Annotated in this window: 21 protein-coding genes and 1 pseudogene; 16 read left to right on the forward strand and 6 right to left on the reverse strand. The window is 70.8% G+C overall.

Translation table 11 applies throughout. From position 1 onward, the window contains the following. Positions 1-259 precede the first annotated feature (259 nt). Complete coding sequence (locus ABH935_RS10765; protein WP_370377688.1) at positions 260-805, reverse strand: MarR family winged helix-turn-helix transcriptional regulator; 546 nt, start codon at positions 803-805, stop codon at positions 260-262. A gap of 155 nt (positions 806-960) precedes the next feature. Here ABH935_RS10765 and ABH935_RS10770 point away from each other — a divergent pair, with 155 nt between their 5' ends. The 3 genes from ABH935_RS10770 (at position 961) to ABH935_RS10780 (ending at position 3563) form a co-directional block, all read left to right on the forward strand. Continuing rightward, entirely contained in the window at positions 961-1899 is a 939-nt protein-coding gene (locus ABH935_RS10770; RefSeq protein ID WP_370377689.1) for an NADP-dependent oxidoreductase, read from the forward strand. A 118-nt stretch (positions 1900-2017) separates the two neighbouring features. Then, positions 2018-2698: an O-methyltransferase gene (locus ABH935_RS10775; RefSeq protein WP_370377690.1), complete on the forward strand. Its 681-nt coding sequence runs from the start codon at positions 2018-2020 to the stop codon at positions 2696-2698. A gap of 1 nt (position 2699) precedes the next feature. Next, positions 2700-3563, forward strand: coding sequence for a BTAD domain-containing putative transcriptional regulator (locus ABH935_RS10780; protein ID WP_370377691.1), 864 nt, complete (start codon positions 2700-2702; stop codon positions 3561-3563). 21 nt (positions 3564-3584) lie between these two features. On the opposite strand, the gene ABH935_RS10785 is transcribed toward ABH935_RS10780, so the two are convergent. Next, positions 3585-4925: a hypothetical protein gene (locus ABH935_RS10785; RefSeq protein WP_370377692.1), complete on the reverse strand. Its 1341-nt coding sequence runs from the start codon at positions 4923-4925 to the stop codon at positions 3585-3587. Positions 4926-5217: 292 nt separating this feature from the next. Between ABH935_RS10785 and ABH935_RS10790 the strand changes: the two genes are divergently transcribed. Further along, positions 5218-6480 (forward strand): cytochrome P450, encoded by a 1263-nt coding sequence (locus tag ABH935_RS10790; protein WP_370377693.1) that lies wholly within the window; start codon positions 5218-5220, stop codon positions 6478-6480. 77 nt (positions 6481-6557) lie between these two features. On the opposite strand, the gene ABH935_RS10795 is transcribed toward ABH935_RS10790, so the two are convergent. Further along, entirely contained in the window at positions 6558-7979 is a 1422-nt protein-coding gene (locus tag ABH935_RS10795; RefSeq protein WP_370377694.1) for an FAD-binding oxidoreductase, read from the reverse strand. Positions 7980-8156: 177 nt separating this feature from the next. On the opposite strand from ABH935_RS10795, the gene ABH935_RS10800 reads away from it, so the two are divergent. The 4 genes from ABH935_RS10800 (at position 8157) to ABH935_RS10815 (ending at position 12033) form a co-directional block, all read left to right on the forward strand. Beyond that, positions 8157-8747 (forward strand): MarR family winged helix-turn-helix transcriptional regulator, encoded by a 591-nt coding sequence (locus tag ABH935_RS10800; protein WP_370377695.1) that lies wholly within the window; start codon positions 8157-8159, stop codon positions 8745-8747. Between the two features lie 67 nt (positions 8748-8814). Next, on the forward strand, positions 8815-10014 hold the full coding sequence (locus ABH935_RS10805) for a type III polyketide synthase (protein ID WP_370377696.1): 1200 nt from the start codon (positions 8815-8817) through the stop codon (positions 10012-10014). After that, positions 10011-11003: a methyltransferase dimerization domain-containing protein gene (locus tag ABH935_RS10810; RefSeq protein WP_370377697.1), complete on the forward strand. Its 993-nt coding sequence runs from the start codon at positions 10011-10013 to the stop codon at positions 11001-11003. The genes ABH935_RS10805 and ABH935_RS10810 overlap by 4 nt, the downstream gene beginning before the upstream one ends. 100 nt (positions 11004-11103) lie before the next feature. Beyond that, positions 11104-12033, forward strand: a complete 930-nt coding sequence (locus ABH935_RS10815) for a BTAD domain-containing putative transcriptional regulator (RefSeq protein ID WP_370377698.1) — start codon at positions 11104-11106, stop codon at positions 12031-12033. A 44-nt stretch (positions 12034-12077) separates the two neighbouring features. On the opposite strand, the pseudogene ABH935_RS10820 reads toward ABH935_RS10815, so the two are convergent. Further along, positions 12078-12767: pseudogene (locus ABH935_RS10820) on the reverse strand (BTAD domain-containing putative transcriptional regulator); the annotation flags it as partial. Between the two features lie 364 nt (positions 12768-13131). On the opposite strand from ABH935_RS10820, the gene ABH935_RS10825 reads away from it, so the two are divergent. From ABH935_RS10825 to ABH935_RS10850, 6 genes are all read left to right on the forward strand, one after another. After that, positions 13132-14196: a methyltransferase gene (locus ABH935_RS10825; RefSeq protein WP_370377699.1), complete on the forward strand. Its 1065-nt coding sequence runs from the start codon at positions 13132-13134 to the stop codon at positions 14194-14196. Between the two features lie 71 nt (positions 14197-14267). Further along, positions 14268-15317, forward strand: a complete 1050-nt coding sequence (locus ABH935_RS10830; protein WP_370377700.1) for a methyltransferase — start codon at positions 14268-14270, stop codon at positions 15315-15317. 6 nt (positions 15318-15323) lie between these two features. Next, on the forward strand, positions 15324-16535 hold the full coding sequence (gene metK, locus ABH935_RS10835; protein WP_370377701.1) for a methionine adenosyltransferase: 1212 nt from the start codon (positions 15324-15326) through the stop codon (positions 16533-16535). Positions 16536-16556: 21 nt separating this feature from the next. After that, the gene (locus ABH935_RS10840) at positions 16557-17591 is read left to right on the forward strand and encodes a carbohydrate kinase family protein (protein WP_370377702.1); all 1035 of its coding nucleotides are present in this window, start codon (positions 16557-16559) and stop codon (positions 17589-17591) included. A gap of 174 nt (positions 17592-17765) precedes the next feature. Next, positions 17766-18929 (forward strand): damage-control phosphatase ARMT1 family protein, encoded by a 1164-nt coding sequence (locus ABH935_RS10845; RefSeq protein ID WP_370377703.1) that lies wholly within the window; start codon positions 17766-17768, stop codon positions 18927-18929. Positions 18930-18976: 47 nt separating this feature from the next. Further along, entirely contained in the window at positions 18977-20083 is a 1107-nt protein-coding gene (locus ABH935_RS10850) for a pentapeptide repeat-containing protein (RefSeq protein WP_370377704.1), read from the forward strand. Positions 20084-20148: 65 nt separating this feature from the next. On the opposite strand, the gene ABH935_RS10855 is transcribed toward ABH935_RS10850, so the two are convergent. Further along, a complete protein-coding gene (locus tag ABH935_RS10855) occupies positions 20149-20718 on the reverse strand; it encodes an NADPH-dependent FMN reductase (RefSeq protein WP_370377705.1) in 570 nt (189 codons plus the stop codon). A gap of 184 nt (positions 20719-20902) precedes the next feature. Between ABH935_RS10855 and ABH935_RS10860 the strand changes: the two genes are divergently transcribed. Then, on the forward strand, positions 20903-21307 hold the full coding sequence (locus ABH935_RS10860) for a winged helix-turn-helix transcriptional regulator (RefSeq protein ID WP_370377706.1): 405 nt from the start codon (positions 20903-20905) through the stop codon (positions 21305-21307). Positions 21308-21382: 75 nt separating this feature from the next. Then, entirely contained in the window at positions 21383-23392 is a 2010-nt protein-coding gene (locus ABH935_RS10865) for an acetoacetate--CoA ligase (RefSeq protein WP_370377707.1), read from the forward strand. A gap of 309 nt (positions 23393-23701) precedes the next feature. On the opposite strand, the gene ABH935_RS10870 is transcribed toward ABH935_RS10865, so the two are convergent. Next, positions 23702-23863: a hypothetical protein gene (locus ABH935_RS10870; protein WP_370377708.1), complete on the reverse strand. Its 162-nt coding sequence runs from the start codon at positions 23861-23863 to the stop codon at positions 23702-23704. Position 23864: the final 1 nt, after the last annotated feature.

The following is a 23864-nucleotide window of genomic DNA, read 5'->3' on the forward strand; positions in this document are numbered from 1 at the left end:
CGCCCCGGCGAGAGAGTGGCGAACCGGCGCCACGGTGAAGCGGCGCGGTCGGCCGGCGGAAACGCGGCGCGGCGGGTCGGTGAAGCGGCGGGGCGGGTCGGCGGAAAGGCGGTGCGGCGGGTCGGCGAAGCAGCGCGGTCGGCTGGCGGAAGGGCAGCGCGGCGAGCCGGTGAAGCGGCGCGGCGGGCCGACGCAAAGGCGGCGCAGCGAGCCGATGAAGCGGCGGAGCAGCAGGCGGGCAGATCGGCGTGGTCCCGGGTCAGGACTCTTCCGCGACCTCCGCCACCGGCTCCCGCCGGCGCTTGCGCGGCGCCGCCGACCGTGGCGGCTGGGTCCGCATGTGGTCGCGGACCCGCGGCATGATGTCGCCGAGCTGCTTCACGTCCTCGGCGGACAGTGGCTCGAACAGCAGCCGCTGGATCACCTCGACGTGCCCCGGCAGCACTCGGCCGACCAGGGCGGCGCCGGCCTCGGTGATCGACACCAGGGTCGCGCGCTCGTCGTCCAGGCTCGGTACGCGGGTGATCAGGCCCGCCTGCTCCAGCAGGCCGGCCTGGTACGTCAGGCCGCTGCGGCTGTACACGACGCCGTCGGCGAGCTGCGTCATGGTCAGCGGGCCGTCGACGGTGGTCAGGCGCGCCAGCACCTCGAACTGCACGTAGCTGAGGTCGCCCTCGGCCCGCAGCTGCCGTGCGACCTGGTGCTGGAGCAGGCTGACGGCTTCCATGAGCGCGAAGTAGGCGCCGAGCTGCTGGGGTTCGAGGCCAGGAACGCCGTCCATCTCTGCTGGATCCGAGCCGTCCATTCCTTGAGCGTACAGGGAACCGGGGAGAAGAACAGTGGTTGTGCTTCAAAATCGAAGCAGCTACAGTGAAGCTTCAAGGTCGAAGCATCTGCTTTGAGCTTGAAGCACATGGGCTTGAAAGACAACGAGCTTGCGGGACACGAGAGAGGCTGATCATGAAAGCGGTGCGCTTCCACTCCTACGGCGCGACTGACGTCCTGGTCCACGAAGACGTGGACCGTCCGGCGGCCGGCCCGGGTCAGGTCGTGGTGAAGGTCGCGGGCGCCGCGTTCAACCCGGTCGACCTGCCGATCCGGGAGGGCTTCGTGACCGAGGCGTTCCCGATCGTGCTGCCGCACATCCCGCTCTACGACGTGTCCGGCACCGTCGCCGAGCTCGGCGCGGGCGTCACCGGCTGGAGCGTCGGGGACCCGGTCGTGGCCTGGCTGCCGATCCCGGCGCCCGGCGCGGCCGCCGAGTACGCCGTCGTCGAGGCCGACATCCTGGCTCCCGCCCCGAGCACCGGCGAGCTGGCCGACGCCGCGGCGCTGCCGTCGGTCGCGCTGGTCGCGCTGCAGGTCGTGGTCGAGCACGCGGCGCTCAAGCCCGGCCAGACCATCCTGGTCAACGGCGCCGGCGGCGCGGTCGGCGGCTACCTGGTCCAGCTGGCGGCGGCGGCCGGCGCGGTGGTCACCGCGACCGCGAGCCCGGCCAGCCGGCAGCGCGTCGAGTCCTACGGAGCGAGCCGGATCGTCGACTACACCGTCGAACCCGTCACCGAGGCGCTGGCCGGGGAGCGGTTCGACGTGGTCGTGAACGTCGTGGCCTCGGCCGGCGAGGCCGAGCTGGCGCCGCTGGCCGAGCTGGTCGCCGACGGCGGCGTCTTCGCCACCATCGTGCCGCCGGGGCTGCGCAAGGAGATCGGGCGCGGCGTGCGGAACCTGGTCGTGTTCGGGCGCAGCGACGGCGCTCAGCTCGCGGAGCTGACCGCGCGCGTCGACGCCGGGGAGCTGAAGATCCACGTGGCCCAGCGCCGCCCGCTGGCCGAGCTGCGAGCCGTGCACGACGACGCCGCCGCCGGCCGGCTGCCCGGCCGGACCGTCCTCGTGCCCTGAACCGTCTCGCCGGGCCGGGCCGGCCGTACGCGCGCCGGCCCGGTCTCACCCGTTCCGCCGATCGCCTGCCGTCAGTCCGCCGTCAGTCCGCCGTCACGAGCTTGAGGAGAGTTCCCCCATGCATTCGACGTTGTCCTCCGAGGCGGTCGCCGCGACGCTGAGCCGGCTGCAGGCCGCCGAGGAGAAACAGGACCTGGTGGCCGCCTTCAAGGCGGCCGGGGTCGACATGGCCGGCGAGTACCCCGTCGACCTCCCCGCCGACGAGCTGGCCGAGCGCACCAAAGACCTGATCATGTCGGTGAGCGAGGACGGCGGGCGCCTGCTCTACCTGCTCGCCCGCTCGGCGCGGGCGCGCACCGTGGTCGAGTTCGGCACCTCCTTCGGGATATCCACGCTCTACCTGGCCAGCGCGGTCCGCGACAACGGCGGCGGCACCGTCATCACCACCGAGCTGCAGGCCGACAAGGCACGCGCTGCGGAGAAGAACTTCGCCGAGGCGGGCCTGGACGACCTGATCGAGCTGCGGCTCGGCGATGCCCGCGAGACCCTGCGCGAGCTGCCCGAGCCGGTGGACCTGCTGCTCCTGGACGGCTGGCTGGACCTGCGGCTGCCGATCCTGGAACTGGTCGCGCCGCGGCTGCGGCCCGGCGCGCTGGTGGTCGTGGACGACGTGGACCTGGAGATCGGCCGCGGCGTCTACCAGGAGTTCCTGGACCACGTGACCGATCCGGCCAACGGGTACTTCTCCGTGCGGCTCCCGGTCCACATGGGCGTCCAGGTGTGCCTCAAGCTCGGCTGAGGTGCCTGACGAGCCGATGGACATCAAGGTCCTGGGTCCGCTGTCGATCCAGCACGGCGCCGCCGCGGCCACCCCGGTCGCCCAGAAGCCGGGCACGGCGCTGGCGCTGCTGCTGCTCAACGCGATGCGCGTGGTGCCCGTCCCGGTGCTGATGGACGAGCTGTGGCGCGAGACCCCGCCGAAGAGCGCGCGCGCCGCTTTGCAGATCTACGTGCTCCAGCTTCGCAAGAAGCTGACCTGGGCCACCGGGCTCACCCTGGCCGAGGTGTCCGAGCACGTGCTGCAGACGGTGCACAACGGCTACCGCTTCGTCGTCGAACAGGGCCAGCTGGATCTGCAGGTTTACCACCGGCTCCAGCGCACGGGGATCAAGGCCATGGACGCCGGGGACTACCACTCGGCGGCCCGGGACTTCCGGCACGCCCTGAACCTGTGGCGCGGGCCCGCGGTCGCCGACGTGGAGCCCGGGACGCGGATCCGGGCCGAGGCGGCGGCGCTGGAGCAGTCGCGGATGACGATGCTGGACTACCGCATCGAGCTGGATCTGCGCCTGGGGCTGCACCGCCAGATCCTCGGCGAACTGGCAGTGCTCACCTCGCGCAACCGCTTCCACGAGAACCTGCACGCGCAGTTCGTCGTCGCGTTGTACCGGTCGGGCTATCGCATCCGCGCGCTGGAGGCGTTCCACCAGGTGCGGCACAACCTGCGCAGCGAGTTCGGGCTGGAGCCCTCCGGCAAGCTCAAGAGGTTCCACCAGGCGGTGCTGACCCAGGATCCGGTGCTCGATGAGGCCGAAGTGGTGCCGCTGCCGCGGGGATCGGCAGCGGACCTGCTGGAGGCGCCCGCGCTGGCGAGCTCGTTCTGAGCGAGAATCAGCAGTCGAGACTCAGGACCCTGCGACCGCCGCCGTGAGCACGGTCTTGACGCTGTCGTCGGCGATGCGCTCGGCGCGCTCCCGGGACACCGCGTCGGCGATGTGGGTGAAGTTCCACGACAGCTGCCCGTGGCTGGTGGCGACCGACGAGGCCAGGTATCCGACCACTGAGATGCCCCCGACGAACTGCGCGCCGGACAGCCGCCAGCCGCCGACCTCCGCCGGGAAGTCGAAGCGGCCGATGTTGGAGATGAAGAAGTTGAACGAGCCGTGCTCCTCGATGTACCGGACCAGCGGCTCGCTGTCCACGATGCCGGCCGGGCCCTGCGTGGCCAGCAGCGTGAACACCGGGTACTGGTCGCCGCGCTCCCGGCGCTCGGTGAGGTCGCGGTTGACGAAGCGCGCCATCGACCAGAGGTCGTCGGGCTGGTAGGCGACGACCGAGTGCACGGCCGAGACGAAGCAGCCGACCTCGTCCTCGGAGACCGGGCGTTGGAGCTCGTCGCGGAAGGAGACCGGGGAGCCGACCGCGAAGTGCGAGCCGGGCGCAGCCTCGGCGTCCCGGGCGACGGCGCTGGCCAGCGCGGCAGCCAGGACACCGTGCAGTGTGACGCCTTCGCGCTTGCAGGCCGCCGTCAGGTCCGCCAGCGCGTCGGCGGGCAGGCAGCGGTGCAGGAGCCGGGTCCGGCGCTGGTCGAAGGGGACGAAGATCTCGGGTTCGAGGCGGCCGGCCTCCGCGGACTCGTCCGCTGTGGGGTCGGCGGCCTCGCGGTCGGGGAGCGCGCCCGCGGTGGTGCGGTGACGCTCCGGGAAGAGGTCTTCCACCGGGACCGGGATCGGCGTTTCGGACGCATCGGCAGCGTCGGCAGCCTCGGCCGTGCCGGGTTCGGCCGCGAGCAGCACGCACTGCCGCAGCAGAGCCAGCGCGGTCGTCCCGTCCGAGATGTAGTGCGGGACGGAGAGAATCAGATCATTGATCCCCTCCGGCTGCCGGATCACGACCGCGCGCGCCAGCGGCCCGGTCCGCCAGTCGACGGACTCGGCGAACTCGTGGGTGTCGATCTCCCGCGCCCAGCGCTCTTCCTCCAGCCGGGTCACGGTGACCTCGCGCAGCGGGATCGGCTCGTTCGTCGGGACGAAGCGCGGGTCGATGCCCGAGGGTTCCGTCGCTATGGCCAGGCGCAGCAACGGCTGCCGGGCCTGGAGCGCGCGCAGCCCGCCGAGCAGCGCGTCGGTGGACACGGCGCCCTCGACGCGGACCCGTGCGCAGACGTTCAGCGTGGAGAGCTGATCGATGATCCAGTACCAGCGCTCCGCCGGGCTCAGCGCCCGCGACGTGCCGTGAATGCTCATTGTCGCCTCGACCCCCATCAATGCGTGAAATGCGATGAATGAATACCGGAATTGATCATCGGCAGCGCGCTCGCGATGATGCTAGCAAATAGCCGGGGGTGGACACCATGAATTCTTGGTGATAATAGTGTGCCATCGCTCTGAGCAGGGCTATGAGTCGGATTTAGTCGATTCTCAAGTGCGCCGTGATGGTATTCCAGTGAGCCGTCGGCCGCCTTGCCGGCGTCATTTCTCTTGACATCTGATGGGCCGGCTCCGCCGATGGCCGAACCGGCCCGGGGGAGGAGTTCCCGTGTCCGACTCCGTGCTTGCCCAGACCGTTCCACCGCTGATCCGCATCGATCCGTCCGGGGCCGACCGCCACGGCGAGGCGGCGCGGATGCGCCAGGCCGGTCCGGTGATCCGGGCCGAGCTGCCCGGCGGCGTGCGGATGTGGGTCATCACCGACTACGGCCTGCTCGCCGAGCTGGCCGCCGACCCGCGCGTGGGCCGGGACTGGCGCAACTGGGAGGCGCTGAGCCGCGGCGAGGTGCCGGGGGACTGGCCGCTGCTGAGCATGATCCGGCTGAACAACGCGATGGCCCGGGACGGCGGGGAGCACCGCCGGCTGCGGCGTCCGCTGACCAAGACCTTCACCCGCAACCGGGTCGAGGCGCTGCGTCCGCGGATCGGCGAGATCGTGGAGCGGATGCTGGACGAGCTGCCCGCGCTGGCGGACTCCGACGGCGTCGTCGATCTGCGCAAGCACTACGCCTATCCGTTCCCGATGCAGGTGATCTGCGAGCTGATCGGCGTGCCGGAGGAGTGGTGGCCGAGGTTCCGGCAGCTGATCGACACCGTGGTGCGCGCCGACACCACGGCTGAGGAGTACATGGCCACCCAGGAGGAGCGGCACGAGCTGTGGCAGAAGCTGTTCGCCATGCGGCGCGCCGAGCCGGCCGACGACCTGACCAGCGCGCTGATCGCGATCAACGGCGAGGACGGCGAGACGCTCACCGACGAAGAGCTCGAAGACACGCTGTGGATGCTCATCGGCGCCGGCCACGAGACCTCGATCAGCCTGATCGTCAACGCCACGCGGGCCCTGCTGACGCATCCGGAGCAGCGCGCCAAGGTCCGCGAGGGCGGCGAGGAGGTCTGGGCGAAGGTCATCGAGGAGACGCTGCGCTTCGACGCGCCGGTCGGGAACTTCCCGGCCCGGTTCCCGACCGAGGACGTCACCGTCGCCGGGGTGACGATCCCCAAGGGCGAGGCCATTCTCGCGCCCTGGAGCGGGGTCAACCGCGATCCGGCCCGGTACGGCGAGGATGCCGACCAGTTCGACATCGACCGGCCGGCCGGCAGGCACCTGGCGTTCGGGGCCGGGCCGCACGTGTGCATCGGCCCGAACCTGGCGCGGCTTGAGGCGGCGATCGCGTTGCCGGCGCTGTTCGCGCGGTTCCCGGAGCTGCGGCTCGCGGTCGAGGACGACGCGCTGACCGCGGTGCCGTCGATCTTCTCCAACTCGGTGGTCGGTCTGCCGGTGTTCCTCGGGGCGCAGGCGCAGGGCGGCTGAAACGGCTCCATACGTAAATGGATCGGTGGCCGCCCCGGGGGAGGCGGCCACCGATCCCGGCGGCGGCACCCGCCGGTCTATGAGCCCTGAGACGTCGCGGGCGGGATGTTGTGGTTCAGGCGGAACAGGTTCTCGGGGTCGTACGCGGCCTTGATCTCGGTCAGCCGCTGGTAGTCCTTCGGCTCGTAGGCGGAGCGCACGTACTTCGCGTCGTCCGCGCCGTTCAGGAAGTTCAGCGTGCGGCCGACGACCCAGGGCTCCAGCGCGGTGAAGATGCGCTCGTGCGCCGGCCGGATCTCGCTCAGTTCGGCGCGCTCCAGGCGGGAGATGACGTTGATCGCGTACCGCGCGTGCCGGCCGCCGACCGCGTTGCCGACCGCCGGCGGGTTCGCCAGCTGCCCGCCGAGGTGCCGCAGCTCGATGACGTGCGGTACCGGAGCCTGCGGCCCGGCCAGCGCGAACAGCGCGTGCACGCCGGTGCTGTCGAAGTCGTGCAGCAGGGCGGTGAAGGACTCGAAGGCGCCCGGGACCGGGGGGTCGTTGTGGATCGTGCCGCCCGCGGTGTACGGCATCTCCTTCACGGTGTCGATGAAGGGCTCCAGCTCGCGCAGCGGGGCCACCAGGTCCGCACCGGGACGCAGGTCGTCGGCGGAGTAGGTGATGCGCACGTGGGCCACGTAGCGGCCGCGCAGCGGCGGCGGGAGCATCGGCGCGTCGGGGAAGGCGATCATCGCGATCGAGGAGGTCATCTCGTCGGGCAGGTGGGCGGTCCACCGGACGTAGGCGTCGAAGACCTCGGTGATGGAGTCCGCCGGGAAGAACAGGCCGCCGCCGTAGATCGTGGTCACCGGCATCAGGTCGATCTCGATGCCGGTGACCACGCCGAAGTTGTCTCGGCCGCCGCGCAGCGCCCAGAACAGGTCCGGGTCGGCCTCGGCGCTCACCTGGCGCAGGCGGCCGTCCGCGGTGACGACGTCGAGGCCGCGCACATGGTCGGCGGCGAAGCCGTAGCGGCGGGAGAGCAGGCCCAGGCCGCCGCCGAGGGTGTAGGAGACCACGCCGACGCCGGGGGCCGAGCCCGACAGCGGGGCCAGGCCGGCCGCCGCGGCCTCGTGGATCACCTGGTCCCAGCGCGTCCCGGCGGCCACCCACGCCGTTCCGGTGCCGGGGTTCACGCGGATGCCCTGCATGCGGGAGGTGGTGATGAGCAGACCGCCGTCGGCGGCCACCGCGGCCGAGGCGTGGCCGGTGCCCTGCACGGCGACCGGGAGGCCGTGCTCCTTGGCGAACGCCACGGCGGCCTGCACGTCGGCCGCACCGGTGGCGCCGACGATGACGTCGGGCCGGTGCCGGCGGGCGGTCTGGTTGCCACTGCGCTCGGCGTCGTACGCCTCGTCGGCGGGGGTCAACACCGGACCCTGGATCCGCGTGGCCAGTTCCGTGACCGTCTCGGGGTCGATCGGGGGATCTATGGTGGCGGCTCGGTCCACGCTGCTCATGGCTGCCCTTGTCCGTGCCGGGTGGCCGGCACTGTCGCGGTTCCGGGTGATCACGAAGAGTAGTAAGGTAACCGTACGTCCCGGATACCTGATAGTCAAGCACCCTGACCAATGTCGAGCACTTAGCAAGCACACCAGTACCGAGCACACCGATGTCGAGCAGAGAGGCCGCTCCAGGTGACGAAGCGAACCGATGGCCGGGGCGAGGCGGCCGACCGCGCCGAACCCGCCGAGGCCTCCGCGCACGCCGATACCGCCGGCCGTGCCGACACCGGCCGTGCCGACACCGGCCGTGCCGACACCGGCCGTGCCGACACCGAACCCGGCCCGCCGCTGCCCACCCTGCTGACCCAGGCCAAGGACCTCACCGTCGAGCTCCTGCACCGCCGCCTCGCCGAGCAGGGATTCGCCGGCGTCCGCTACCGCCACGGCTCCGTCTTCCGCTTCATCGACCCCGAGGGCTCGCGCCTGACCGAGCTGGCGGAGCGCTCGAAGCTGAGCAAGCAGGCCATCGGCGAGCTGGTCGACGAGCTCGAACGGCTCGGCTACGTCGAGCGGGCCCCGGATCCGCGCGACCGCCGGGCGAAAATCATCCGGCTGACCGAGCGCGGCGCGCAGGGCCAGGCCGCGGCGGCGGCGATCGTTACCGGCATCGAACAGGAATGGGCCGCGCACCTCGGCGCGGAGCGCATCGTCGAGCTGCGGCGCACGGTGCAGGACATCATCGCGTTACACGGCCGGTGGGAAGACCAGTCCGCGCCAAGCTGACGGCAAGCGGGATGGACGAAGGTGTCGTCCGAGCACCTTGCAGACAACTTCGACAGAAGGCTGTCATATGTCCACGCTTTGCAAACCTTCGGTGAGCGTGCCGGACCATGTCATCACCCTGGCGGACACCCTCGCGTTCGCCGAGCAGGCGCACGCGGGCAAGCCGCAGCTGGGGCTGGCGCTGCGGTTGATCAGGAACACCGGCGTGCAGAAGCGCCACATCGTCCAGCCGATCGCCGAGACGCTGCGCCATCCCGGGTTCGAGGAGCGCAACCGCATCTTCGAGGTCGAGTCCAAGCGGATGCTGCCGCCGGTCATCGCCGAGGCGCTGGCCAACGCCGAGCTGACGGCGCCGGACATCGACGCGATCATCTTCGTGTCCTGCACCGGGTTCCTGATGCCCTCGCACACCGCCTGGCTGATCAACACGATGGGCTTCCGCTACGACACGCGGCAGATCCCCATAGCCCAGCTGGGATGCGCGGCCGGCGGGGCCGCGATCAACCGCGCGCAGGACTTCTGCACCGCCTACCCCGGCAGCAACGTGCTGATCGTCTCCTGCGAGCTGTGCTCGCTGTGCTACCAGCCCACCGACGACGCGGTCGGCAACCTGCTGTCCGACGGGCTGTTCGGCGACGCCGTCGCGGCGGCGGTGGTCCGGGGCAGCGGCGGGGTCGGAGTGCGGCTGGAGCGCAACGCCGCCTACCTCATCCCGGACACCGAGAGCTGGATCTCCTACGCGGTGCGCTCGACCGGCTTCCACTTCCAGCTGGACCGGCGCGTGCCCGGCACCATGGAGCCCCTCGCCCCGGTGCTGAGCGGCCTGGCCACATCGCACGGCTGGGACATCGCAGACCTCGACTTCTACATCATCCACGCCGGCGGTCCGCGGATCCTCGGCGACCTGAGCAAGTTCCTTGGCGTCGACGACAAGATGTTCCGGCACAGCTGGTCCACCCTGGTCGAGTACGGCAACATCGCCAGCGCCGTGGTCTTCGACGCGCTGCGCCGGCTGTTCGAGGAGCAGTCGATGACGCCGGGCGCCACCGGGGTGATCGCGGGGTTCGGCCCCGGCATCACCGCGGAGATGGCGGTGGGCCGGTGGTCCGTGGCCGGCACGCCCCCGCCGGCGGCGCGGGTCCAGGCGGACCACGGCCGGCCGAACCACGGGGAGCCGACCCACGGGGAGCCCCATCATGGCCGGCCGAACCACTCCCGGCCCGCCCACGTCCAGCCGAACCACGTCCAGACCTTGGAGACAGCGTGAGCGACGAGCAGTTGCGCCCCGACCGGATCATGGAGATCGCGAACGGTTACTGGGCCACCGGGGTCCTCGGCGTCGCGGCGCGGTATTCGGTGTTCACCCACCTCGAAGCCGGCGTGGACACCGCCGAGGCGCTGGCCGCCAAGACCGGCCTGGCCGAGCGCGGCACCCAGACGCTGCTCGACGCCCTCGTCGGGCTCGGCCTGGTCCAGGTGCGCGACGGCTACCGCAACAGCCCCGAGGCGTCCGCCTTCCTGGTTGAGGGCGAGCCGGCCAGCCTGGTCGGCTACGCCGGGCTCAAACTCGGCGAGATGGTCAAGATGACGGTGCTGCCCGAGGTCTTCTCCGGCGGCGGGCCGCTCACCGAGCCGATGGTCGAGGTCGTCGACAACCCGCACTGGGAGCACGTCGTCCCGGCCATCGCCGCGCAGTCCGTGCCGGTGGCGCACACCGCCGCGGAGCTGCTGAAGCTCGCCGACGCCGGCGCGATCTCCATCCTGGACGTCGGCGGCGGCTCCGGCGTCTTCTCCGGGACCTGGCTCGCCGCGAACCCGGCCGCGCACGCGACCCAGCTCGACTGGGCGCCGATCAACGCGATCGCGCGCCGCCTGGTGGGGCCGGAGGTGGCCGACCGCTTCGACGTCATCGACGGCGACTTCCACACGGTCGAGCTCGCCGCCTCGGCCTACGACGTCATCGTCTACTCCCACGTCGCGCACCAGGAAGGGCCGCAGGACAACGCCGCCAACTTCCTGAAGCTGCGCGCCGCCCTCAAGCCCGGCGGCACACTGGTCATCTGCGACTACGTGGTCGACGACGATCGTGGCGGGCCGCCCTTCGCGCTGGCCTTCGCCTCGGAGATGCTCCTCAAGAGCAGGAAGGGCGGGACCTGGCGGCGGGCCGACTACACGGCCTGGCTGGAGGCCGCCGGATTCACCGACGTCTCGTTCCACCTGACGCCTTCGCCGACCACCATCGTCCTGGGACGGTGACCCCGCGCCGCCGGACGGTTTCCGTCCGGCGGCGGACGGCTCACATCTCAGTGAGCTGACAAAGTGGCGCGCGCGACTTCCGTGGTGCACCGTACTGACTATGCGCGGTGACATGGAGTTCCGGGTGTTGGGATCGGTGTCGGTCCGGCGGGACGGTGCGGAGCTGGTCCAGGCCACCGGCAAACCGCGCCAGGTGCTGGCCCTGCTGCTGATCAACGGTCCGCACCGGGTGTCGGCCAAGTCGCTGATCACCGAGCTCTGGGACGACGCGCCTCCGCGGCGCGCCATGACCACCTTGCAGACGCACGTCCTCCAGCTGCGCAAAGAGCTCGCGCGCAACCTCGGGGTCGGACGCGACACCGTCGCCCAGGATCTGCTCCAGACGCACGACGGCGGCTACCGCGTCGCCCTGGGCGCGGCGGAGTTCGACCTGCCGGAGTTTCACCGCCTGCGGTCGATGGCGCAGGCCGCGCTCACCGCCGGCGATTCGATGGTCGCCAGCCGGGTGCTGAGCGAGGCGCTGGGCCTGTGGCGCGGCCCGGTCCTGGCCGACGTCGAGCACGGCCGGCTCCTGCACGCCGCGGCCGCCGAGCTCGACCGGGCCCGGCTGGAGACGCTGGTGCTGTTCTTCGACACCCGGCTGAGCATGAACCGGCACCGCGAGATCCTCAGTGAGCTGACACGCCTGGTGGTCCGCCATCCGCACCACGAGGACCTGCACGCCCGCCTGATGCTGGCCCTGTACCGGTCGGGATACCGGGTCCGGGCCCTGGAGGTGTACGAGGAGCTGTGCCGGAACATGCACAACGACCTCGGTGTGCGCCCCTCGGCGTCGATCGCGCGGCTGCGCGGCCGGGTGGCGGCCGATCCGGCGGCCGGGGACGGCTGCGCCGATCAGGCCGACGTGCTCCACGTACTCCACGGTCCCCAGGAGACGTCGCGCGGCGGTGGCGGCACGCTGGGCTCGCCGGGCAGCGGCAGCACCGGCATTCTGTCCGGCAACGGATCGGAGTTGAGCACCGCCTGGTAGCACTGCTGGAGCTTGGGGGAGGGTTCCAGGCCGAACTTGCCGACCATCTCCCGGCGTAGACCGTGGAACGCCTCCAGTGCGCGGGTCCGTTCGCCGGAGCGGTACAGCGCGATGATGAACTGCGCCTGGAGCTCCTCGTTGAACCGGTCGTGGGACGCCAGATCGGTCAGTTCGCCCAGGATCTCGCGGTGCCGTCCGGCGCGCAGCTCCAGCTCGATCCGGTGCCCGAGCATCATCGCCCGGGACTGCTGCAGGCCGGCCAACTCGGCGCGGATGCCCGGGCCGGGGTCGACGTCGGCCAAGGCAGGGCCCTGCCACAGGGCGAGCGCGGCGCGGAAGTTGTGGGCCGCGGTGGCCAGGTCGCCGTCGGCCATCGCCACCGCGCCGGTCTGCTCCAGCCAGCGGAAGGCGCGCAGGTCGAACTGGGACAGGTCGGCGACGAAGACGTAGCCGTTGCGCGTGGTGCGCAGGATCTGCTCGCCGACGGCGTCCGTGCTGCGGCCGGTGGCCCGCGCGAACTTCTTGCGGAGTTCGAAGACGTAGGTCTGGACCGCGGCGCGCGCGGTCTTCGGCGTGTGGCCGTCCCACAGCTCGTCGATCAGCGTCGACAACGGGACGACCTGGGCGTGGTTGAGCAAGAGCAGCGCGAGGATCTGTTGCGGTCGCCGGGCCACCGGGGTGATCGCGATGCCCGCGTGGGAGACATGGAGTGGCCCCAGCAGCCGAACCCGCATGCCGATGCTCCTCTCACGACGTGCGCGCACCACACGGTGCGACGGCGTGTGCCGGAGAGGAGTTCCCCGAAGCGCGGATCGCCACAGGCGATCCGGTGTGCCGTCCGCTGTGTGTTTGTCCGCGCTCTTTCGGTGCCCCGCAGTCGGCGCGGATCAGCCGACCCGCGCCCACCGTACTGAGAAGTATGTTCGGGTTCTGATACTAAGGCGCAGCTCATCGTGCCGTCAAGGTGCTTGACCTTTGCCTGGCACCAGGAATCGCCAGGCTCGCTCCCGCCCCAAGCCGATCCCAAGCGGGCGTCGGGGTCCGGCCCAAGGCCGGTGCCCGACGCTGGGCCGGAACAGACTTGGAAGGGATGAGTGCATGTCCGCTGAAGCCACGCTCGCCCGGTTCCGCGAATACATGGTGGGGCCGGCCCGGTTCATGAATCTGCTGTCCTGCTTCGAACTCGGCGTGGTCGACGCGCTGCAGGCGAAGCCCGGTCTGACCGCCGCCGACCTCGGCGCCGCGGTCGGGGCGAAGCCGGACGCGATCGAGCAGCTGTTGTTCCTGCCGGTCAAGGAGGGCTTCATCGGCCACGATCCGGCTACCGGCGGCTATCACCTCGCCGCTCTCGCCGAGCTGACGGAGCTGGATCTGCGCCGGGTCCTGGAGTTCATGGACAAGATCAAGGTCACCACGCTGCGGCAGCTGTTCTGGCTCACCGAGAGCGTGCAGACCGGGACCGTGGTCGGGCTGCGCGAGCTGTACGGGTTCGACGGCGACCTGTACGCGGCCATGGGTGTGCACGCCGAGCTGCGCGAGTCGTGGTCGCGTCTGATGGACACGGTCACCGAGCGCATCGACCCGTGGTTCTTCCAGAACATCGACGTCCCCTCCGGATCGCGGGTGCTGGACCTGGCCGGCAACACCGGGCTCGGCGCCATCCACACGCTGACGCTGACCGGTGCCACCGGGCTGCACGTCACGACCTTCGACCTGCCGGAGAAGGAAGCGGAGTGCCTGAAGAACTTCCGGGAGGCCGGCGTCGCCGAGCAGACCGCGTTCGTCGGCGGCGACGTGTTCGTCAGCGTGCCCACGGGCTTCGACGTGGTGTTGGTCAAGCACTTCCTGAACATGTTCGACAAGTCGGAGGCGGTGAAGATCCTGCAGGCCGTCCACGAGGCGCTGAAGCCGGGCGGGCACGTCCACATCCTGGTGCCTGTGTACACCGAGGACCTCACGCAGTCCCGGACGGTCGACTACTACCCGACGTTCTTCCTCGGCGCGGCCATCGCTCAGGGCGGGCCGCAGAAGGTGTCGACGTTCAGCGCGTGGCTGGCCGAATGCGGCTTCACCGATATCCGGGCCATCACCCAGGACCTCGCCGAACTGCCGCCGGACGCGCTTCCGCTGCACGGGATCCTGACCGCCGCCAAGCCTGCCTGACCCGGTTGCGACAATCCGAAGGGATCAGTTCCTTGAGCTCCGATGCCACTCTCGCGCGGTTCCGTGAATACATGGTGGGACCCACGCGGTTCATGAACCTGCTGTCCTGCTACGAACTCGGCGTCGTCGACGCCCTCCGGGACACCCCCGGCCTGACCGCGGCCGGCCTCGGCGCCGCGGTCGGCGCCAAGCCGGACGCGATCGAGCAGCTGCTGTTCCTGCTGATCAAGGAAGGCTTCGTCGCCTACGACGAGGCCACCGGCGCCTACCGGCTCGACGCGCTCGCCGAGCTGTCGGACGCCCAGCTCAGCGGAGTCATGGCCCTGATGCACTTCATCAAGACGGTCACCCTGCGCCAGCTGTTCTACCTGACCGAGAGCATCCAGACCGGCTCGCTGGTCGGGCTGAAGGAGTACTACGGCTTCGACGGCACGCTGTACGAGGCCGCGGCCACGCACAAGGACCTCGGCGAGGCCTGGGCGCTGGCGATGAACACCACGACCCAGCGCATCGACCCCTGGTTCTTCGAGAACATCGACGTCCCCGCCGGCGCGCAGGTGCTCGACCTGGCCGGCAACACCGGCCTCGGCGCGATCCACACCTTCCAGCACAAGAACTCGCCGGGGCTGCGCGTCACCACCTTCGACCTCCCGGAGCGGGAGGAGGAGTGCCTGAAGAACTTCCGCGAGGCCGGCGTGGCCGAGCACTGCTCGTTCATCGGCGGCGACGTCTTCGACGGCGTGCCGAAGGGCTTCGACGTGGTGCTGATCAAGCACTTCATCGACATGTGGGACAAGGCCGAGGTGCTGCGGATCTTCGAGGGCGTGCACTCCTCGCTGCCCGTCGGCGGGCAGGTGCACATCCTGGTGCCGATCTACCCGGAGAACATCGCGGACACCGACAACTACACCATCGACTTCTTCCCGAGCTTCTTCCTGGGCTGCTCGATGGGGTACGGCGGACCGCAGAAGCTGTCGACGTACCGCGCGTGGCTGGAGGAGGCCGGGTTCACGGTCACCCAGACGCTCGCGAAGGACCCGGCCGACCTGCCCCGGTACGCGCTGCCGGTGCAGGGCATCCTGTCCGCGACCAAGACCGACTCTGCGACAGAGACCGGGTGACGCGGCATGCCCGCGCGGTTGTTCACGTCCGAGTCGGTGACCGAGGGACACCCCGATAAGATCGCCGACCAGATCAGTGACGCCATCCTGGACGAGCTGCTGAAGCAGGACCCGAATTCGCGGGTCGCGGTGGAGACGCTGATCACCACCGGGCAGGTGCACGTCGCCGGGGAGGTGGCCACCGAGGGGTACGCCGACCTGACGGCGGTGGTCCGGGAGAAGATCCTGGCGATCGGGTACGACTCGTCGAAGAAGGGCTTCGACGGTTCCTCGTGCGGGGTGTCGGTCTCGCTCGGGTCGCAGTCCCCTGATATCGCGCTGGGGCTGGAGCGATCGTACGAGGCCCGGCTGGATGGGATCGTGCCGGAGGAGCTGGATTTTCAGGGCGCTGGAGATCAGGGCCTGATGTTCGGCTACGCGTGCGGCGAGACTCCGGAGCTGATGCCGCTGCCGATCGCGCTGGCGCACCGGTTGGCACGGCGGCTGGCCGAGGTGCGCAAGGACGGCGTGCTGCCGTTCCTTCGGCCGGACGGCAAGACGCAGGTCACCGTCGAGTACCGCGGGTCCGAGCCGCTGCGGTTAGACACGGTGGTGGTGTCGACGCAGCACGCGGCCGACGTCGATCTGGACGGGCTGCTGACCCCGGATGTGCGGGAGTTCGTGGTCGAGCCGGAGCTGGCGGGCCTGGGGGCGGCGGGTCTCGGGCTCGACGTGTCCAGCTACCGGCTGCTGGTGAATCCGACCGGCCGGTTCGAGGTCGGCGGGCCGATGGGCGACGCCGGGCTGACCGGGCGCAAGATCATCGTGGACACGTACGGCGGGATGGCCCGGCACGGCGGCGGGGCGTTCTCCGGCAAGGATCCGTCGAAGGTGGACCGGTCGGCGGCGTACGCGATGCGGTGGGTGGCCAAGAACGTGGTCGCCGCCGGCCTGGCCGGGCGCTGTGAGGTGCAGGTCGCGTACGCGATCGGGATGGCCGAGCCGGTGGGCGTGTTCGTGGAGACGTACGGCACCGGTGTGGTGCCGGACGTGAAGATCCAGGAGGCGGTGCTGCGGGTCTTCGACCTGCGGCCGGCCGCGATCATCCGCGACCTGGACCTGCTGCGGCCGATCTACTCGGCGACCGCGGCCTACGGCCACTTCGGGCGGGAGCTGCCGGACTTCACGTGGGAGCGGACCGACCGCGCCGAGGCTCTGGCCGCGGCCGCGGGTGTGTGAGCGACGAACGGGATCAGGACCATGAATCGCAGTACGGCAGCTCTCGCCGCCGGAACCCGCGTCACCGGTCTGGCGGTGACCGGGTCGATCGCGACCGACCATCTCATGACCTTCCCCGGCCGGTTCGCCGACCAGCTGGTCGCGGACAAACTGCACGCGGTGTCGCTGTCGTTCCTCGTGGACACGCTCGACATCCGGCCCGGCGGCGTGGCGCCGAACATCTGCGTCGGCCTGGCCGCGCTCGGGGTGCGTCCGCTGCTGGTCGGCGCGGCCGGGGCGGACTTCGCGGCGCACAGCGGCCGGCTGGCCGAGCGGGGCGTCGACACGTCCGGGGTGCACATCTCGCCGACGCTGCACACGGCGCGGTTCCTGTGCACGACCGACGCCGACGGGAACCAGATCGCGTCGTTCTTCTCCGGCGCGATGAGCCAGGCGCGGTCGATCGCGCTGGCGCCGCTGGCCGCCCGGGCCGGCGGGCTGGACCTGGTGCTGATCGGCGCGAACGATCCGGACGCGATGCTCGCGCACACGGATGAGTGCCGCGAGCGGGGGTATCCGTTCGCGGCGGACCCGTCGCAGCAGGCCGCGCGGATGAGCGGTGAGGCGCTGAGACGGCTGATCTCCGGGGCGGCGTACCTGTTCACGAACGAGTACGAGGCGGCGCTGATCGAGCAGAAGACCGGATGGTCGGCGGCGGAGATCCTGGGGCGGGTCGGGATGCGGGTGACGACGCTCGGCGCTCGCGGCGCCCGGATCGAGAGCGGTGATGCGGCGCCGCTGCACGTGGCGTGTCCGAAGGAGGACGCGCGGGTCGATCCCACCGGGGTCGGCGACGCGTTCCGCGCGGGGTTCCTCGCCGGGCGCGCGTGGGGGCTCGGGGCGGAGCGCTCCGCGCAGGTGGGGTGCATGTTGGCGACGGTGGTGGTCGAGGCGATGGGGCCGCAGGAGTACGAGGTGGACCGGCGGCGTTTCTTGGAGCGGTTCGGCGCGGCTTATGGGGCGTCGGCGCGGGCTGAGGTGGAGCCTTGGTTGGCGGCGGTGGCGCAAGGGGTGTGATGGGGTGAGCTTGATGCTGAGGCTGTGATGCCGGGCTTTGATGCCCGGGGCTGTGTTGGGGCGGCTGTGGTGTCGGGCTTTGATGCCGCGGCCGTGATGCGGGAGCAGCTGTTTCAGTGTTTCCATTGCTGGAGCGCCGTGTCGACCGGTGCTCTTGCGAGAGGAGCTCCACAGGTGACGAGCGATGGTGCGGCGGCGGCGATCGTGTCGGACCAGCCGGGGTCTTTCGCGTGGGGCGTGTGGAACAAGCGGCATCCGATTCTGATCAAGCAGATCCGCGACGCGTACCCCTACCCGCCCGAGATCCAGCAGGCGCTTGAGGCGCTGCTGGAGGAGACGATCTCCGGCGACATCCAGCGCCTGCCGCCCGACGCGCATGACTACGCGCTCTGGCAGGAGTGGGACCGCGGCTGGTACGGCGGCTCGTGGCTGTCGGCACCGTTCCTGTGGGCCGAGTCGTACTTCTACCGCAGGCTGCTGGAGGCGGTCGGGTACTTCCGCCCGGGGCCGTGGCACGGGGTCGACCTGTTCGGCCCGGCGAAGCACGCCGAGTTGGCGACGCCGGTCGTGGCCTCGGAGCTGGCGGCGCTGGACGAGGTGGCGCGGATGCCGCTCGCCTCGCAGCGGCGCGCGCTGCTGGAGGCGGCGCTGTGGGGCAACCGGGCCGACCTCGGGTTCCGGATCACCGCCTCGCCGGAGGGGCCCGCCACCGAGCTGGTGGCCGACGACAGCGCGCGGATCTGGTCGCTGCTGGACGCATCACCCGCGCCGACCGTGCACCTGATCACCGACAACGCCGGCCGCGAACTCCTCGCCGACCTGATCCTCGTCGACCACCTGCTGACCACCGGCGCCGCCACCCGCGTGGTGCTGCACGTGAAGCCGCAGCCGTACTACGTCTCGGACGCGACCGGCTCCGACGCGGTAGCCGTCCTCCGCCGCATCATCGCCGCACCCGGCACCGCAGCCGCCACCGGCCACCGCCTCTGGACAGCCCTCACCGACGGCACCATCACCCTCCGCACCCACGCGTTCTGGTGCGCACCCCTGTCATTCCGCCACCTGCCACCCGACCTGGCCGCCGACCTGTCCCAGGCGACCCTGACCGTCCTGAAGGGCGACCTGAACTACCGCCGCCTCATCGGCGACCGAGCCTGGCCCCCGACCACGCCCTTCGCGGAACTGACCGCCTACTTCCCATCGCCGGTGGCAGCCCTCCGCACCCTGAAGTCCGACGTGGCCGTCGGCCTCACCCCGGAAACCGTCGCCAAGCTCGACGCCACCGGCGGCGCGTGGCGGACGAGCGGCGAGCACGCCTTGATCCAGATGCGGCCGTAGCCGGTTCTTCTTTACCGCGGCTGAACTCGGGTGCTGAGATAGCCGGCATGACGGGGTTCAACCCATCGCCCGCACTCCAGCGCGCAGTCCGCGAGCACCGACGTCGGCGGGCGCTGCGGATCGCGGCCGGCGTCGGCGGTGGCGCCGCGGTGCTGATACTGCTGGGGCTGGTCGTGGGCCCAGTGACCTGGCTGGTCGCGGGCGGCTCGGTACGGCGGCTCTCCGGCAAGGAGCAGGCCGACGCGCTCAACGCGGTACGTCAGACGCTGCTGGCGGCTCTGGTCGGGGTGGCGGGTCTGGGCGGCCTGGCGTTCACGGCCCGTACCTACTACCTCTCGCGGCGAGGGCAGGTCACCGACCGCTTCAGCGTGGCGATCGGGCACCTCGCGTCCAAGGAACTGGAAGAACGGCTGGGCGGGATATACGCGCTCGAACACATCATGGCCGAGTCGGCGCGCGACCACGGGACGGTGCTGGAAGTGCTCTGCGCCTTCGTCCGGGGTCGAGCACCACGCGATCCGTCTTCGGCGCACAAAGGGCCGCTGGCACCGCCGGGCGGGGCGTCGCAGCTCGGGGGAGCGAACAGCTGGACGCGCTGGCCGGAGCCGCCGGCCGACATCGACGCGGTGCTCACCGTGCTGGCCCGTCGGCCTCGGCGTCCGGAGCCGAACCGTCCCGACCTGCGTGCGGTGGATCTTTCCGGTCTGATCCTCCGCATCTTCGAGTTCACGGCGCCGCCGAACCTGACCAGGGTTTTCCTGACCGGTGCCGACTTGCGTCACGCGGACCTGCGCGGGTTGGACCTGAGCCTGACGGTCCTCACCTCCGCCGATCTCGACGACGCGGATCTCCGCCAGGCCGACCTGACGAACGCGACCTTCTATCGCGCGGCTCTCCAGGACACGATGCTGGCCGGCGCGATCCTCACGGGTGCCGACTTCAGCGGAAGCGATCTGAGCGCGACGCAGGGCCTGACCGCGGAGCAGCTGGCAGACGCGGTCATCGACGCCACTACTGTGCTGCCCGACGTCTTGGCCGACGACCCCTGGGTCGCGGCCCGCTTGGCCGACTGCCTCGCCTGGTTCCGCGCACCGCACGAAGACGGCGTCCATCGCGGCCCGGCCAGGACCCCGCGTCCCGTGATCGCCCCCTAATCCCGAACCTACGCAAAAAGGGCCCCGCCGCACCCGCGGCAGGGCCCACCCTCAAAACCTCAGCGTCAGGCGTTCGCCTTGACCTTCTCGGTCTCCTCGATCAGCACCACCAGCGCGGCGATGAGGCCGGCGACCAGGTTGCGCGAGGTCTCGTCGACCAGGTTGCCCTCGCCATCAAAGCGCTCCCAGTTGTTGCCGACGTGCACCTCGGGCTTGGTGACGACCTTCGCGTCCAGCCAGTGGAAGACGTCGCGGAGGTGATTCTGGGCGCGGACGGTGCCGAAGCCGCTGCCGGAGGCGCCCATGACGGCGACCGGCTTGCCGGTCAGGACCGACTCGCCGTAGGGGCGGGAGGCCCAGTCCAGGGCGTTCTTCAGGACGCCGGGGATCGAGTAGTTGTACTCCGGGCTGGCGATCAGCACGCCGTCGGCGGCGGCGATCTTCGCGCGGAACTCGGCCACGGCCGCCGGGACGTCGGCTTCGAGGTCCTGGTCGAAGAAGGGCAGCTGGCCGATGCCGTCGTAGATCTCGATCTCGACGCCCTCGGGCGCCAGCTGCTTGGCGGCGCGGACCAGCGCGGTGTTCGTGGAGGCCTTACGGAGGGCGCCGGAGAAGGCGAGGATCTTGGTGGTCACTTCTGAGCTCCCGGGGTCTGGGTTCTGGGGGGACTTACACGTCTGACATGGGGTGATGCGGGCCGGGACCGGTCCGCATCGGAGTACGTCGGTAACCCTGCGTGAGCCGGTTACCTTTCGTAAGGTCGAAGGTAGGCGGCACGCTTACGGTTGTCAAGTCGCCTACGGAAGGTAAGCTTGGGTCATGGCCGACAACACCGCGAAGCAGCACGAGGAGCACCTGAGTTCCTTTTGTCCGCGCTTCCACACCGCGGTGGAGATCATCGGGCGACGCTGGTCCGGGGCGATCCTCCGGGCCATGCTGGCCGGCTCCACCCGCTACACCGACATCGCGTGCTCCGTCCCGAAGCTGTCCGACCGCCTCCTGTCCGAGCGACTGAAGGAGTTCGAGCAGGTGGGCATCGTCGAACGCGTCGTGATCCCCGAGACCCCGGTCCGCGTCGAGTACCACCTCACCCAGAAGGGCGCGGAGCTGGAACCGGCGTTCCAGCAGCTCGCCGAGTGGGCCGAGAAGTGGATCGAGCTCCCGCCGCTGCCCGAGGGCGTCGAGTGCCAGGAGTCGTTTTTGGAGCCCGGCGAGGGACGCTAATCTGACGCTTGTCAGGCGTGATCACGGCCACAAGCCGGCCGCACGCAGCAGCCACCGCGAAGTTGGGGGACGACGATGTCCGCAGCCGACCAGCCCGCCGCGTTCGGGGAACTCCTCTGGACGCCGACCGAGGCGCAGCGTCTGGGCTCGCCCCTCCAGCGGTACCTGGACTGGCTCCCCCAGCAGGGCGTCGGCCCCTTCCCGGCCTACGCCGACGCCTGGCAGTGGTCCGTCGACCATCCGGCGGAGTTCTGGGAGAGCCTGTGGCGGTACTTCGACGTCCACGCCGCGACCCCCTACACGGCCGTCCTCCCCGACGCCGCGATGCCCGGCGCGCGCTGGTTCCCCGGCGCCACCCTGAACTTCGCCGAGCACGTCTTCCGCGCCGCCTCCGACGAGCGCCCGGCCCTGCTGTTCGTCGAGGAGGGCGCCGAGCCGGTCGAGGTCTCCTGGGCCGAGCTGCGCCGCCAGGTCGCCGGACTGGCCGCCACGCTGCGCGCCTGGGGCGTCGGCGTCGGCGACACCGTCGCGGCCTTCCTGCCCAACACCCCGCACGCGATCGTCGCGCAGCTGGCTGTCGCCTCGCTCGGCGCCGTGTGGTCCGCCTGCGGCCCCGACTTCGGCACCCAGGGTGTCCTGGACCGCTTCGCGCAGATCGAGCCGAAGGTCTTCATCGGCGTCGACGGCTACCGCTACGGCGGCAAGCGCATCGACCGCCGCAACGAGTGCATGGAGGCGCGCGACGCGCTGCCGACGGTCGAGCACACCGTCTGGGTGGACTACCAGTTCCCGGAAGGCCCGGCGTGCGCGGAGAGCATCCGCTGGGCCGAGGCCGTCGCCGGGCCTGAGGGTGACGCGAGCACGCAGCCGGAGCTGGTCTTCGAGGCCGTCCCCTTCGACCACCCGCTGTGGATCCTCTACTCCTCCGGCACCACCGGCGTGCCGAAGGGCATCGTCCACGGCCACGGCGGCATCCTGCTGGAGCACTACAAGGCCATCGCCTTCCACATGGGCGTCGAGGAGGGCGACCGGTTCTTCTGGTACTCCTCCACGAGCTGGATGATGTGGAACATCGTCCTGGGCTCGCTGCTGCTCGGCGCGACCGCCGTGCTCTACGACGGCAGCCCGGCCTACCCGGACGTCAGCGGACTGTGGCAGCTCGCTGAGAAGACCGGCGCGACCCTGCTCGGCACCAGCGCCGGCTACCTGATGGCCTCGCAGAAGGCGGAGCTGCACCCGGGCCGTGACCTGGACCTGTCGGCGCTGCGCGCGATCGGCTCCACCGGCTCCCCGCTGCCCCCGACCGGCTTCCGCTGGGTGTACGACGCCGTGGGCTCGGACATCTGGCTGAACTCGCTGTCCGGCGGCACCGACGTCTGCACCGCGTTCGTGGCCGGCAACCCGCTCCTGCCGGTCTACTCCGGCGAGATCCAGTGCCGCGCGCTCGGCTGCCGCGTGGAGTCCTGGGACCCCGAGGGGCACCCGCACGTCGGCGAGGTCGGCGAGCTGGTCCTGACCGCGCCGACGCCCTCGATGCCGGTGAAGTTCTGGAACGACCCGGACGGCCACAAGTACCACGACGCCTACTTCGACGTGTTCCCCGGCGTCTGGCGGCACGGCGACTGGTGCACCATCACCGAGCGCGGCGGCGTCATCATCCACGGCCGCTCCGACTCGACGCTGAACAAGCAGGGCGTCCGCATGGGCTCCGCGGACATCTACGAGGTCGTGGAGAAGCTGCCGGAGATCCGCGAATCGCTGGTGATCGGCGTCGAGCTCCCGGACGGCGGCTACTGGATGCCGCTGTTCGTCCACCTGGCCGCCGACGCGATCCTGGACGACGCGCTCAAGGCCCGCGTGGCCGCCGCGATCCGCGCCGAGCTCACGCCCCGCCACGTCCCCGACGAACTCGTCGAGATCCCCGGCGTCCCGCACACCCGCACCGGCAAGCGGCTGGAGATCCCGGTGAAGCGCCTGCTGACCGGAGCCGACCCCGCGAAGGCGGTGAACCTCGGGACGGTCGACGACCCGGCGCTGATCGCGTGGTTCGTTGAGTACGCGAAGCAGCGTGACGCAGGGGACTGAGTAGCAGCCGTCCTCGGCATCCCGACCGCCGCTCTGATGGCGTTGAGCGTGCTGGTCGGGCCCGTGATGCGTGGCAGCCGCGAGTCCGGGCCGGGGCACGTCTGCCGTGGCCTCGCTCCCAGCGGCCTCTACGCCGGCCGGCTGGTCGGCATCCTCGGCTTCGGCGGCCCGCCGGCCATCGTCCTCGTACTGAACCGCGTCCACCGGCGCGCGTGGCGCTGGTTCTGGGCGCGGGCCTCAGTGCTGCTGCCGGTGCTCGCCATGGTGGTGGCGCTCGGGGTCAGCCGGCACGCGTGTGCCGCGCGCCGCTCAGAGCCCGCCGCGGCCCGCCGGCAGCCCGTACCGGTCCGAGGTCACCGAGAGCTCGGCGAACCGCGGTGCGGGCTGCGGCGACCACGGATCCCCGGGCACCGTGCGGAAGTTGGCCCGGAACTCGACGACCAGCGCGTCGAAGACCGGTGTACCGCTCATG

Origin of the sequence: Catenulispora sp. GAS73, from assembly GCF_041262085.1 — a bacterium.
Lineage (GTDB): Bacteria > Actinomycetota > Actinomycetes > Streptomycetales > Catenulisporaceae > Catenulispora.